This window comes from Nocardioides sp. zg-DK7169 (genome assembly GCF_013155365.1).
In the GTDB taxonomy this organism is placed as follows: Bacteria; Actinomycetota; Actinomycetes; order Propionibacteriales; family Nocardioidaceae; genus Nocardioides.
In genome coordinates this window covers 378,855-392,042 of sequence record NZ_JABJRA010000004.1, presented here as the reverse complement: position 1 = coordinate 392,042, position 13,188 = coordinate 378,855, and the positions used below count along the sequence as shown (strand labels likewise).

Below are 13,188 nucleotides of genomic sequence, written 5' to 3'. Positions count from 1 at the left end.
CCGCAGCCTGGAACGACATCCCTGAACAGACCAGGTCGAAGACCTCGTTCACATCGTCGTACGGCACGAACTTCGGCATCACCACACCGCCAATCACTCAGCGTTGCTTCGACCGCCTGACTCCGCCGAGACGTACGCCGCCACAAGCGCCGACTCGGCGCACCATTGGCCCCGACTCGCGGAAGGGTGGGTGGGGCTACTGGGTGACGCGGTAGGCGTCGAAGACGCCGGGGACTCCGCGGACGGCCTTGAGGACGTTGTCGAGGTGCTTGGCCTCGGCCATCTCGAAGGTGAAGCGGCTCTTGGCGACGCGCTCGTGGGTGGTGGAGAGGCTGGCGCTGAGGATGTTCACGTGGGCGTCGGAGAGCGCCATCGTGATGTCGGACAGCAGGCGCGCCCGGTCGAGCGCCTCGACCTGGATGTTGACCAGGAACGTGGAGTCCGACGTCGGGGCCCACTCGACCTCGAGCAGCTTCTCGGGCTGCGCCAGCAGGGCCGCGGCGTTGGTGCAGTCGGTGCGGTGCACCGAGACTCCCCCGCCCTTGGTGACGAACCCGAGGATCTCGTCCGGCGGCACGGGGGTGCAGCACTTGGCGAGCTTGACCCAGACCTCCGAGGCGCCCTTGACGATCACGCCGGCGTGGTTGCCGCCGGTGACCTGCGAGCGGCTGCGCCGCCCGGTGATGGTGACCGCCTCGGCGAGGTCCTCCTGGGCCCCGTCGTTGCCGCCGTGCTCCTCGATGACACGCTTGACGACCGCCTGGGCCGACAGGTTGCCCTCGCCGACCGCGGCGTACAGCGCGGAGACGTCGGCGATGTTGAAGTGCCTCGCGGCGAGGGTGAGCGACTCGTGCGACATCAGCCGCTTGAGGGGCAGGCCCTCCTTGCGCATGAGCTTGGCGATCTGCTCCTTGCCGCGCTCGATCGCCTCCTCGCGGCGCTCCTTGGTGAACCACTGGCGGATCTTCGAGCGCGCCCGCGGCGACTTCACGAAGGTCAGCCAGTCGCGCGAGGGAGCGGCATTGGCGGACTTGGAGGTGAAGACCTCGACCACGTCGCCGTTGTCGAGCGGGGACTCCAGCGGCACCAGGCGTCCGTTGACCCGCGCCCCGATGGTGTGGTGCCCGACCTCGGTGTGCACGGCGTAGGCGAAGTCGACGGGCGTGGCGCCGGCCGGCAGCGCCATCACGTCGCCGCGCGGGGTGAAGACGTAGACCTCGGCGCGGTTCATCTCGAAGCGCAGGGACTCCAGGAACTCCCCCGGGTCCTCGACCTCGCTCTGCCAGTCGAGCAGCTGGCGCACCCAGGTCATGTCGTCCATGTCCCCGGTGCGGTCGGTGTCGACGCCGGCGCGGGTGTTCTCCTTGTACTTCCAGTGCGCCGCGACGCCGTACTCCGCGCGACGGTGCATCGCGTAGGTGCGGATCTGCAGCTCCACCGGCTTGCCCTGCGGGCCGATCACCGTGGTGTGCAGCGACTGGTACATGTTGAACTTCGGCATCGCGACGTAGTCCTTGAACCGGCCCAGGACCGGGTTCCAGCGCGAGTGCAGCACACCGAGGACGCTGTAGCAGTCGCGGTCGTCCTCGACGAGGATCCGGATGCCGACCAGGTCGTAGATGTCGGAGAAGTCGCGGCCCCCGACGATCATCTTCTGGTAGATCGAGTAGTAGTGCTTCGGGCGCCCGGTGACGGTCGCCTTGATCTTGGCCTCGCGCAGGTCGTTCTCGACCTGCTTGATGACCTCCGCCAGGAACTGGTCGCGCGACGGCGCCCGCTCGGCGACCAGGCGCACGATCTCGTCGTAGATCTTGGGGTGCAGGGTCGCGAAGGCGAGGTCCTCCAGCTCCCACTTGATCGTGTTCATGCCGAGGCGGTGGGCCAGCGGCGCATAGATGTCGAGGGTCTCGCGGGCCTTGCGCTCCTGCGTCTCCTGCTTGACGTAGCGCAGGGTGCGCATGTTGTGCAGCCGGTCGGCGAGCTTGATCACCAGGACCCGGATGTCGCGCGACATCGCGACGATCATCTTGCGGATCGTCTCGGCCTCGGCGGTGTCGCCGTACTGCACCTTGTCGAGCTTGGTCACGCCGTCGACCAGGCGGGCCACCTCGTCCCCGAAGTCGGCGCGCAGCTGGTCGAGGGTGTACGGCGTGTCCTCGACCGTGTCGTGGAGCAGGGAGGCGACCAGGGTCGGCTCGGTCATGCCGATGCCGGCGAGGATCGTGGTGACCGCGAGCGGGTGGGTGATGTAGGGGTCACCGCTCTTGCGCATCTGCGCGCCGTGCTTCTCCTCGGCCGTCTTGTACGCCCGCTCGATGAGCGCGAGGTCGGCCTTCGGGTGGTTGGCCCGCACGGCGCGGAACAGCGGCTCCAGGACCGGGTTGGCCGTCTGGTTGCGGGTGCCCATCCGGGCCAGGCGCGCGCGCATGCTGCGGGCCGTCGGAGCACCCTCGGAGCGCTCCGGAGCCCGCTCTCGACGCGGCGGGGTCGTGCGGTCCTCGGTCACTGTCTCAGTCTAGAGCCGTCACACCACGGCCAGGCTGTCGACCGCCAGGTCGCCCAGCCGGTCGCGGCCGGCGAGGAAGCCGAGCTCCATCAGGACCGCGACCCCGACGACGGTGCCACCGCAGCGGCGCACCAGGTCGGCGGTCGCGCGGGCGGTGCCGCCGGTGGCGAGTACGTCGTCGACCAGCAGCACCCGGTCGCCCGGGGTGACGGCGTCCTCGTGCAGCTCGAGGGTGGCCGTGCCGTACTCCAGGTCGTAGCTCACTGCGTGGGTGGGACCGGGGAGCTTGCCGGCCTTGCGCACCGGCGCGAAGCCGGCGCCCAGGGCGAGCGCGACCGGGGCGCCGACGAGGAAGCCGCGGGCCTCCATGCCGATCACCTTGTCGACGACCACCTCGCCGCTCTCGTCACGACCGCTCTCGGCCAGCGCCAGCACGACGGCACGGAAGCCGTCGTGGTCGGCCAGCAGCGGCATGATGTCCTTGAAGACGATCCCCGGCTCGGGGAAGTCCTGGACGTCGCGCACCAGCCGGTCGAGCGCCTCCCGAGCAACCGCGATCCGCTCCTCGCGGCCCTCGCTCACTTGCGGCCCCGCTTGGAGCGGGGCTGACGGGCCGGCTGCGCCCGGCCGGAGGCACCGGTCGAGCGGGTCTCGCTCTTCGGCTTCGGGACCACCCGGCCACGGCCGGTCGCGCCCATCGAGGGCTGCGGGGCGCGGCTGGCGGAGCCGTCCCGCTCATCCCGCTCCTCGAGGTCGTCGTCGTCCAGCTCGAGCGCGGGCCCGTCCGGGACGGGCATGTCCTCGACGAACGCCGGCACCGAGGCGTACGGGTCGACGTTGCGCTTGGCAGCGGCGCGGGCGCGACGGTCGGCCATCTGCACGTCCGACTCCTTCGACTTCAGCTGCACCAGCAGACGCGGGGCGAGCACGACGGAGGAGTAGACGCCGACGGCGGTGCCGACGAACTGCGCGAGCGCGAGGTCCTGCAGCGAGCTGGCGCCGAGCTGGACGGCGCTGACCCACAGGATCGCGCCGATCGGGATCAGGGCGACGATGCTGGTGTTGATCGAGCGGACCAGGGTCTGGTTGACCGCGAGGTTGGTCGCCTCGGCGTAGGTCTGGCCGCTGCGCCGCAGGCTCTGGGTGTTCTCGCGGACCTTGTCGAAGACGACGACCGTGTCGTAGAGGGAGAAGCCGAGGATCGCGAGCAGGCCGGTGACCGCGGACGGCGTGACCTGGAAGCCCGACAGCGAGTAGACGCCGACGGTGAGGATGATGTCGTGCAGCAGCGCGACGAGGGCGGCGATCGACATCTTCCACTCGCGGAAGTAGCCCCAGATGAAGAGCATCACCAGGACGAGGAAGACCGCCACGCCCAGCAGGGCGCGCTCGGCGACCGCCTGGCCCCAGCTCGCGCCGATCTCCTCGATCGAGATCGCCGAGGACACGTCGACGGTGTCGCCGATCAGGTCGGCGACCTCCTCGGTCGCCTCCGGCGAGAGCTCGCCGACCTTGATCGTGAGGGAGTCCGAGCCGGCGGTGACGACCGACGGCGTCTCGGCGCCCTCGATCCCTGCCTCGCCGATCGCCTCGCGCACGGCGTCGGCGTCGTCCTGGGTGGCGCTCGAGCTGAGCGTGGCCTTGTACTGCGTGCCGCCGGTGAACTCGACGCCGAAGTTGAGGCCCTTGATGAGCACCGCGGCGATCGCGAGGGCGACCAGCACGATGGAGACGCCGTACCAGATCGGGCGGCGACCGACGAAGTCGAGCGAGCGGCGACCTGTGTAGAGGTCGTTGCCGAGCCGTGAGAACTTGCCCATCAGGCCTTGCCTCCTACCGGGACGCGGTCGTCGATGCCGAGGGTCTCGGGGCTGAGCCCGGACCAGCGGCCGCCGCCGTTGAAGAACGTGAACCGCGAGAGGAGGACCACCATCGGGCGGGTGAACCAGAACAGCACGGCGAGGTCGATGAGCGTGGACAGGCCCAGCGCGAAGCCGAAGCCCTTCACCGCGCCCGTCGCGAAGATGTAGAGCACGAGGGCCGACAGCAGCGAGACCGTGTTGGCTGCGAGGCGGGTGACCCGGGCCCGGCGCCAGCCGGACTCGACCGCGACGCGCATCGACTTGCCGTCGCGCATCTCGTCACGGATCCGCTCGAAGAGCAGGATGAAGGAGTCCGCGGTGACACCCACGGCGATGATCAGGCCCGCGATGCCCGGCAGCGTGAGCGTGAACCCGGCCGTCTTGGCCAGGAGCAGCACCAGCGCGTAGGTGATCGCGGCCGCCACCACCAGCGAGCTCAGGACCACGAGGCCCAGGCCGCGGTAGTAGAACAGGCAGTAGATCATCACCAGGAGCAGGCCGATGCCGCCGGCCCACATGCCCGCGGTGAGCTGGTTTCCGGCGAGCGAGGGGCCGATCGTCTCGACGGTCGCGTCGTCCTCGAAGGAGATCGGCAGCGCGCCGAACTTCAGGCTGGTGGCCAGGTCGTTGGCCTCGGCCTCGGAGAAGTCACCGGTGATCTGGGCCTGGCCGTTCGTGATCGGGCTGGTGAAGCCCGGGAACGAGATGACCTCGCCGTCCAGGACGATCGCGAACTGCTTGTCGTTGGTGTAGAGCGCACGCGAGATCTGCTCGAAGGCGTCCTCGCCCTTGCCGCCGATGTCGAGCTGCACGGCCCAGCCGACGCTGCTCGGCGGGATGCCGGCCGAGGCGGAGTTGAGCTCGGTGCCCTCGACCACCGTGGCGCTGAGCAGGAACTTGGCCCAGTAGCCGTCGCCCTCCTCCTCGCCCTCGATGTAGCCGCAGGTGACCAGCGGCTTGTCGGGGACGTCGTCGACCGGGATCACCGTGTCCGGGTCGTTGCCGGGCGGGCACTGGAAGGCGTTGTAGGCCTGGATGTCGGCGGGCGACGGGTTGTCCTGCCAGGCGAGGAGCTGCTGGACGCGCTCGCTGTCGTCCTTCGGCGCGGGCGGCGCGGTCGGGTCAGCGGGCTCGCTGGCCTCCTGGCTCGGCGCGGCCGGGTCGGTGGTGGGGGCCTGCGACGAGCCGTCCGCGGGGGCGGTGGTGTCGTCGGTGGCGAAGCCGGTCGCGGGGCGGTTCTTGGGACCCTGCTGGTTGCCCTGGTTGCCCTGCTGGCGGTTCTGCTTGCCCTGCTGGCTTCCCGGGGTGCCCTGCTGGTTGCCGCCGGCGGTCGGGTCCTGCGGGCCCTGCCCGACGACCGGGTCCTGGGTGCCGCAGCGCCCGTCGAGCTCGCTGCAGCCGACCAGGCGGAAGCGCAGCTGCGCCTGGCGCTGGACGACCTCGACGAGGTCACGACGGGTGTCGCCGGGGATCTCGACCTGGATGTACTGGCCGCTCTGGGTGGTCACGTCGGCCTCGGCGACGCCGGAGCCGTTGACGCGGCGGTCGATGATCTCGCGGGCCTCCTCGAGGCTGCTGTCCTCGGGGTCGCCCTCGGCGGTCAGCGTGATGCGGGTGCCGCCCTGGAGGTCCAGTCCCAGGGCCGGCTTCCAGTCCCCACCGATCGCGACGAGCCCGTACAGGATCGCGATGGTGGCGAAGAACGCCACCAGCACGCGCCCGGGGCGGTTCATGGGCCTGGCCATGTCAGATCGCCCCCGGCCCGTCCTCGGTGGAGCCGCCGGTGGCGGCGTCGTCGTCCTCGCGGGGCGCCGGCCGGGTGATCGAGCCGATCGCGCCGCGGACCACGTTGATCGCGACGCCGTCGGCGATCAGCACCGAGACGTGCTCGTCGGTGATCTCGCTGACGGTGCCGAGGATGCCGGAGGTCAGCATCACCTCGTCGCCCACCGTGAGGGAGCCCTGCATGCGCGAGAGCTCCTTCTGGCGCCGGCTGGCCGGGCGGATGATCAGCAGCCAGAAGAGCAGCGCGACCGCGACGATGGGCAGGAGCTCAAGCAAGACGAAACCTCTCGAACGAGTGTGGGAGGGGGCCCGCGGTCGCGGAGGGGCGCGCGGGGCCGACGGCAAAGTGTAACGGTGGCGTCGCGCCACGGGGCCAACCCGGCCGATCCCGGACGCGGCGGTCTCGCCGGCTCCGGGCCCCGTGTTCACCCCTCCGGCAACGGTACGTCGTCCAGGTGGGCCAGGTGGGCCGGCGCGGCGAGCCCGAGGTGGCGCCACGCGCCCGCGGTCGCGACCCGGCCGCGGGGCGTGCGGGCCAGGAAGCCGGAGCGCACCAGGAAGGGCTCGGCGACCTCCTCGACGGTCTCGCGCTCCTCCCCCACGGCCACCGCAAGCGTCGAGACCCCGACCGGCCCGCCGCCGAAGCGGCGGCACAGCACGTCGAGCACCGCACGGTCCAGGCGGTCCAGGCCGAGCGCGTCGACCTCGTAGAGGTCGAGCGCGGCGCGGGCGACCTCGAGGGTCACCAGCCCGTCGGCGCGCACCTCGGCGTAGTCGCGCACCCGGCGCAGCAGCCGGTTGGCGATGCGGGGCGTGCCCCGGGAGCGCGACGCGATCTCGGCCGCGCCCTCCGGCTCGAGGCGTACGTCGAGGAGCCCGGCGGAGCGGTGCACGATCCGGTCCAGCTCGTGGGGCTCGTAGAACTCCAGGTGGGCGGTGAACCCGAACCGGTCGCGCAGCGGTCCCGGGAGCAGCCCGGCGCGGGTGGTGGCGCCGACCAGCGTGAAGGGCGGGATCTCCAGCGGGATGGCGGTCGCGCCGGGGCCCTTGCCGATGACGACGTCGACGCGGAAGTCCTCCATCGCCATGTAGAGCATCTCCTCGGCCGGCCGGGACATGCGGTGGATCTCGTCGACGAACAGGACGTCGCCCTCGTTCATCCCCGACAGGATCGCGGCGAGGTCGCCGGCATGGGTGATCGCCGGACCGCTGGTCAGGCGCAGCGGCACGGACATCTCCGCCGCGACGATCATCGCCAGCGTGGTCTTGCCGAGCCCGGGCGGGCCGGAGAGCAGCACGTGGTCGGGCGCGCGCCCGCGCTGGCGGGCCGCCTCGAGCACCAGGCCGAGCTGGTCGCGCACCCGCGTCTGGCCGACCACCTCGTCGAGGGTGCGCGGGCGCAGGGCGGCCTCGATGGCGCGCTCGTCGCCGTCGGCCTCGGCGGTGGTCAGCGAGCGCAGGTGGCTGCTCTCGGCCTCCTCGAGCTCGTCCTCGTGGAACGACACCGGATCAGGCCTTGCTCAAGGCGCGCAGGGCCGAGCGCAGCAGGGTCGCCACGTCGGGGCTGGGGCCGGCCTCGGGGGCGACGGTCTCGATCGCGCGGTCGGCGTCCTTGGCCGACCAGCCGAGCCCGACCAGGCCCTGGAGCACCTGGTCGCGCCACGGGTCGACGGGCGCCGCGGCCCCCGTCGTACGCGAGCCGACCGGGGCGCCGATGCGGTCCTTGAGCTCGAGGATGATCCGCTGGGCACCCTTCTGCCCGATCCCGGGCACGCGGGTCAGCGTCTTGACGTCGTCGGAGCCGATCGCGCGGCGCAGGTCGTCGGGGGTCAGCACCGCCAGGATCCCCTGGGCGAGCTTGGGGCCGACGCCGGAGGCGGTCTGCACGAGCTCGAAGACCGCCTTCTCGTCGTCGTCGAGGAAACCGAAGAGGGTCAGCGAGTCCTCACGGACCACCATGCTGGCCGAGAGGGTGGCGCGCTCGCGCGAGCCGACCCGCGGCGAGAGGGTCGCCAGGGTGCCGGGCGTGCAGATCAGCTCCACGCCGATGCCGCCGACCTCCAGCACCGCACTGGTGGGGGTCACGGCGGCGACCTCGCCGCGGACGAACGCGATCATGCTCTGCTCCTCGAGGGTTGGGCGCGGACGGTGCGGGCCTGCGCGACCGCGGCGTCGATGCGCGCCTGCGCCCCGCCGCGCCAGATGTGGGTGATCGCCAGCGCGAGCGCGTCGGCCGCGTCCGCGGGCTTGGGCAGCGTGTCGAGGCGCAGGATGCGGGTGACCATGGCGCCGACCTGGGCCTTGTCGGCGCGGCCGTTGCCCGAGACCGCCGCCTTGACCTCGCTGGGGGTGTGCAGCGCGACCGGCAGCCCGCGACGCGCGGCGCAGACCATCGCGATGCCGCTGGCCTGGGCGGTGCCCATCACGGTGCTGACGTCGGAGCGGGCGAAGACCCGCTCGATCGCCACCGCGTCGGGACGGTGCTCGTCGAGCCACGCGTCGATGCCCTTCTCGATGCTCACCAACCGCTCGGGCACCGCGAGGTGGGAGGAGGTGCGGACGACGTTGACGTCGACCAGCCGCAGCGGACGGCCGACCTCACCCTCGACCACGCCGACACCGCAGCGGGTCAGGCCCGGATCGATCCCGAGCACGCGCATGGACGACCAACCTCTCCTCGAACGTCTGTTCGGGGGTCACGCTATCCGGCGTCCTCGGGCGTGCCGACACCGACACGCCCGAGGTGCTGCTCCAGCGCCGGTTCGCGCGTCAGGAGAGGCAGTCGGTCACTCCTCGTCGAGCTGCGCCATCACGTCGTCGGGGACGTCGACGTTGGTGAAGACGTCCTGCACGTCGTCGAGGTCCTCGAGGGCGTCGACGAGGCGGAAGACCTTGGTCGCCGCCTCGGCGTCCACCGGGATCTCCAGGCTGGCCACGAACTGCACGTCGGCGGAGTCGTACTCGATGCCGGCGGCCTGCAGGGCCGTGCGGACCGCGACGACGTCGGTGGCCTCGGACTGCACCTGGAAGGACTCCCCCAGGTCGACGACGTCCTCGGCGCCCGCGTCGAGGGTGGCCTCGAGGATGTCGTCCTCGCTGACCTCGGTCGACTCGTGGTGCTTGGGGACGACCACGACGCCCTTGCGGTTGAACAGCCGCGAGACCGACCCGGGGTCGGCCAGGGTGCCGCCGTTGCGGGTGACCGCGGTGCGGACCTCCATCGCGGCGCGGTTCTTGTTGTCGGTGAGGCACTCCACGAGGAAGGCCACGCCCTGGGGGCCGTAGACCTCGTACATGATCGTGGAGTAGTCCGCGCCGCCCGCCTCGGCGCCCGAGCCGCGCTTGACCGCGCGGTCGATGTTGTCGTTGGGGACCGAAGACTTCTTCGCCTTCTGGATCGCGTCGTAGAGCGTCGGGTTGCCGGTCGGGTCACCGCCGCCCATCCGGGCCGCGACCTCGATGTTCTTGATCAGCTTGGCGAACATCTTGCCGCGCTTGGCGTCGATGGCCGCCTTCTTGTGCTTGGTGGTGGCCCACTTGGAGTGCCCAGACATGCGTCCCTCTTCTGCTCGCCGAATCGGCTGTCGATCCTACTCGCGCCCGCCGTCGGCGGTGCACGACCGGCCGAGGAGTGCCCCGTTCCGGACCCGGATCAGTCTCGCAGGAGCTCCGCGAACAGGCCGTGGACGCGCGTGTCGGCGCCCACCTCGGGGTGGAACGACGTGGCCAGCAGCCGGCCCTGGCGCACCGCGACCGGGTGGCCGGCGGCCTCGGCCAGCACCTCGACGCCCCGCCCGACCTGCTCGACCCACGGTGCCCGGATGAACACCGCGTGCACGGGCTCGGCGAGCCCGCGCACGTCGAGCGGGCCCTCGAAGGAGTCCACCTGCCGGCCGAAGGCGTTGCGTCTCACCGTGACGTCGAGGCCGCCGATGCTGCCCTGACCGGCGGCGCCGTCGAGCACCCGGTCGGCGAGCAGGATCATCCCCGCGCAGGTGCCGAAGGCGGGCATGCCCGCGGCGAGGCGCTCGCGCACCGGCTCGAGCAGGCCGAGGATGGCGGCGAGCTTCATCATCGTCGTCGACTCCCCGCCGGGCAGCACGAGCCCGTCGCAGTCGTCGAGCTCGGCGGCGCGCCGCACGCGTACGCCGCGCAGCCCGAGCAAGGCCAGTGCGTCGAGGTGCTCGCGCACGTCGCCCTGCAGGGCGAGCACGCCCACGGTCGGTCCGGTCACCGGCTCAGGCTAGTGAGCCGCGAGGCCCCGCGGGACCGGCGTCCGCGTCAGCGCGCGTGCAGCGTGACGACGGTGATCTCGGGGGCCGCGCCGGTGCGCACCGGCGGCCCGGAGGTGCCGAACCCGCGGGAGGTCACCACGGTGACCCCGTCCACCTCGTCGACGCCGGCCAGCGTCGGCTGCTGCAGCGGGACCAGCCAGCCGAACGGCCACAGCTGGCCGCCGTGGGTGTGCCCGGACAGGTGGAGGTCCACCCCGGCGTCGGCCACCAGCTGGCGGGGCTGGTGGGCGACCAGCACGACGTACTCCTCGGGGGCGGTGCCGGCGAGCGCCGCCTCGGGGTCGGGCGCCAGGTCGCCGGTGCCGGTGTCGTCGTGGATCCCGGCGACGACGAGCTCCTCGCCGTCGCGGGTGAGCACGAGCTGCTCGTTGCGCAGGACGGTGATGCCCAGCTCCTCCCAGCGCGCGAGGTACGCCGTGGCGTCGCCGGTCTCCATCTCGTGGTTGCCCGACACCGCGAGCACCCCGAGCGGGGCGTCGAGGTCGGCCAGCGGCGCGAGGTCGGGCCCGGTGTAGCGCTCGCGCCCGTCGACCAGGTCCCCGGCGAGGACGACGAGGTCGGGGTCCTCGGCGTCGACCATCTCGACGGCCCGCTCGACCCAGGCCCGGCCGCGCACGGCGCCGACGTGCAGGTCGGTGAGCAGGACGATCCGGGTGCCGTCCCAGGCCGGCGGCAGGTCGGGGTCCCCCACGTCGTACGACACGACCTGGGGGCGCTGGGCGACGACGGCGCCCACCGCGATCGCCGCGACGGTGCCGAGCACCACCAGCGGGGTGCCGACGCGCAGCAGCCGCAGCCGGGCCTCCGGCCGCCCGGCGAGGCGCAGCACCAGCGCGAGCACGGCGAGGACCAGGCAGCCGAGGGTGAGGTACCAGGCGGCCGCGAACCAGGCCAGGCCCAGCCACACCAGCGGGCGCCACGGCGCGGGGTCGATGGTGCGGTAGGCGATGTTGGCGGCCACGCAGAGCGCCGCTCCCCCGCCGACGAGCACCCAGGTGGCACGCCGCGCCCACCGCGGCCAGCCGGTGACCACCGCGAGCCGTCCGTGCAGCCAGCGCAGCCAGCCCCAGGCGAGGGCGAGGAGGACCAGCAGCGCGAGGATCCGCGCCGCCCCGCCCGCCAGCCCGCCGAGCCCGTCCAGGCCGCTCAGGGGCCGATCACCAGCCGCGTTCGGCGAGCCGGTGCGGCTGCGGGATCTCCTCGACGTTGATGCCGACCATCGCCTCGCCGAGGCCGCGCGAGACCTTGGCGACCATGTCGGGGTCGTCGTGGAACGTGGTGGCCTTGACGATCGCCTCGGCGCGCTGCGCGGGGTTGCCGGACTTGAAGATGCCGGAGCCGACGAAGACGCCCTCGGCGCCGAGCTGCATCATCATCGCCGCGTCGGCCGGGGTCGCGATGCCGCCCGCCGTGAACAGCACCACGGGCAGGCGGCCGGTCTCGGCGACCTCCTTGACCAGGTCGTACGGCGCCTGGAGCTCCTTGGCCGCGACGTAGAGCTCGTCGGGCTCCAGCGCGGCGAGGCGGCGCAGCTCTCCGCGGATGGTGCGCATGTGGGTGACGGCGTTGGAGACGTCGCCGGTGCCGGCCTCGCCCTTGGAGCGGATCATCGCCGCGCCCTCGGTGATCCGGCGCAGCGCCTCGCCCAGGTTGGTGGCACCGCAGACGAACGGGACGGTGAAGCCCCACTTGTCGATGTGGTGGGAGTAGTCGGCGGGGGTGAGCACCTCGGACTCGTCGATGTAGTCCACCCCGAGGCTCTGGAGCACCTGGGCCTCGGCGAAGTGGCCGATGCGCGCCTTGGCCATCACCGGGATGGAGACCGCCTCGATGATCCCGTCGATCATGTCGGGGTCGCTCATCCGGGACACCCCGCCCTCGGCGCGGATGTCGGCGGGCACCCGCTCCAGCGCCATCACGGCGACCGCGCCGGCGTCCTCGGCGATCTTCGCCTGCTCGGGGGTGACCACGTCCATGATCACGCCGCCCTTGAGCATCTCGGCCATGCCGCGCTTGACGCGGCTGGTGCCGGTGCGGGGACCGGTCGTGGACGTGGCCTGCTCGGGTTGCGACATGGCCCGATCGTAGGACGCGGCGGGGCGCCGCGTCCGGTGTCTCAGCTGGCGGCGGCCTCGGCCAATGCCTGCTTGCGGACCACCCAGACCCGCTGGCCCACGGTGATCGTGCTGGCGACCGCGAGGAACCACAGGGCGGCGTACATCAGCCACGGCTGGTCGAAGATCGCGCCGAGGCCGGTCATCACCAGGATCGCGACGAGGCGGTCGGCGCGCTCGGCGATGCCGACCTTGACGTCATAGCCCAGGGTCTCCCCGCGCGAGCGGGCGTAGGAGGTCACCGCGCCCATCAGCAGGCAGACCAGGGAGAGCACGAGGTAGAGCCGGCTGGGCTCCTCCCACGCGAAGTAGAGCGCGAGGCCGATGAAGATGGCGCCGTCGGCGATCCGGTCGAGCGTGGAGTCCCAGAACGCGCCGAACTTGCTCACCCGGCCCGTCGAGCGGGCCATCGTCCCGTCGATCAGGTCGCTGAACACGAAGGCGGTGATCACCAGGACGCCGGTGAGCAGCTTGCCCTGGGGGAAGAAGACCAGCGCGCCGGCGCAGACGCCGAGCGTGCCGACGAGGGTCACCGCGTCGGGGCTCACCCCCAGACGGATCAGCAGAGCGGCGATCGGCGCGGCGACGATCTTGGTCCAGAAAGCGCGGAAACGTTCCATCATGGC

General features: G+C 72.0%; 13 protein-coding genes. All 13 read right to left on the bottom strand.

Annotated features, from left to right (window positions below):
* Window positions 1-196 precede the first annotated feature (196 nt).
* Complete coding sequence (locus HOQ23_RS08880; RefSeq protein ID WP_172213908.1) at window positions 197-2,428, bottom strand: bifunctional (p)ppGpp synthetase/guanosine-3',5'-bis(diphosphate) 3'-pyrophosphohydrolase; 2,232 nt, start codon at window positions 2,426-2,428, stop codon at window positions 197-199.
* A gap of 96 nt (window positions 2,429-2,524) precedes the next feature.
* A complete protein-coding gene (locus HOQ23_RS08875; protein WP_172213906.1) occupies window positions 2,525-3,064 on the bottom strand; it encodes an adenine phosphoribosyltransferase in 540 nt (179 codons plus the stop codon).
* 20 nt (window positions 3,065-3,084) lie between these two features.
* Window positions 3,085-4,326: a protein translocase subunit SecF gene (secF, locus tag HOQ23_RS08870; protein WP_172213845.1), complete on the bottom strand. Its 1,242-nt coding sequence runs from the start codon at window positions 4,324-4,326 to the stop codon at window positions 3,085-3,087.
* The gene (gene secD, locus HOQ23_RS08865; protein WP_172213844.1) at window positions 4,326-6,113 is read right to left on the bottom strand and encodes a protein translocase subunit SecD; all 1,788 of its coding nucleotides are present in this window, start codon (window positions 6,111-6,113) and stop codon (window positions 4,326-4,328) included. Before secD ends, secF begins: the two co-directional genes overlap by 1 nt.
* Before the next feature lies 1 nt (window position 6,114).
* Window positions 6,115-6,429, bottom strand: a complete 315-nt coding sequence (yajC, locus tag HOQ23_RS08860) for a preprotein translocase subunit YajC (protein ID WP_172213843.1) — start codon at window positions 6,427-6,429, stop codon at window positions 6,115-6,117.
* Between the two features lie 149 nt (window positions 6,430-6,578).
* Complete coding sequence (ruvB, locus tag HOQ23_RS08855) at window positions 6,579-7,658, bottom strand: Holliday junction branch migration DNA helicase RuvB (RefSeq protein WP_172213841.1); 1,080 nt, start codon at window positions 7,656-7,658, stop codon at window positions 6,579-6,581.
* Window positions 7,659-7,662: 4 nt separating this feature from the next.
* On the bottom strand, window positions 7,663-8,271 hold the full coding sequence (gene ruvA, locus HOQ23_RS08850; protein WP_172213839.1) for a Holliday junction branch migration protein RuvA: 609 nt from the start codon (window positions 8,269-8,271) through the stop codon (window positions 7,663-7,665).
* Window positions 8,268-8,813 (bottom strand): crossover junction endodeoxyribonuclease RuvC, encoded by a 546-nt coding sequence (gene ruvC / locus HOQ23_RS08845; protein WP_172213837.1) that lies wholly within the window; start codon window positions 8,811-8,813, stop codon window positions 8,268-8,270. The genes ruvA and ruvC overlap by 4 nt, the downstream gene beginning before the upstream one ends.
* Before the next feature lie 126 nt (window positions 8,814-8,939).
* Window positions 8,940-9,707, bottom strand: coding sequence for a YebC/PmpR family DNA-binding transcriptional regulator (locus HOQ23_RS08840; RefSeq protein WP_172213835.1), 768 nt, complete (start codon window positions 9,705-9,707; stop codon window positions 8,940-8,942).
* Between the two features lie 98 nt (window positions 9,708-9,805).
* Complete coding sequence (gene pdxT / locus HOQ23_RS08835; RefSeq protein WP_172213833.1) at window positions 9,806-10,387, bottom strand: pyridoxal 5'-phosphate synthase glutaminase subunit PdxT; 582 nt, start codon at window positions 10,385-10,387, stop codon at window positions 9,806-9,808.
* Between the two features lie 47 nt (window positions 10,388-10,434).
* Window positions 10,435-11,481 carry a metallophosphoesterase gene (locus HOQ23_RS21520; RefSeq protein WP_172213831.1) on the bottom strand — a complete coding sequence of 349 codons (1,047 nt, stop codon included), beginning with the start codon at window positions 11,479-11,481 and terminating at the stop codon, window positions 10,435-10,437.
* 124 nt (window positions 11,482-11,605) lie between these two features.
* The gene (gene pdxS / locus HOQ23_RS08825) at window positions 11,606-12,523 is read right to left on the bottom strand and encodes a pyridoxal 5'-phosphate synthase lyase subunit PdxS (protein ID WP_172213829.1); all 918 of its coding nucleotides are present in this window, start codon (window positions 12,521-12,523) and stop codon (window positions 11,606-11,608) included.
* Between the two features lie 41 nt (window positions 12,524-12,564).
* Entirely contained in the window at window positions 12,565-13,182 is a 618-nt protein-coding gene (gene pgsA, locus HOQ23_RS08820) for a phosphatidylinositol phosphate synthase (RefSeq protein WP_367650430.1), read from the bottom strand.
* Window positions 13,183-13,188 lie beyond the last annotated feature (6 nt).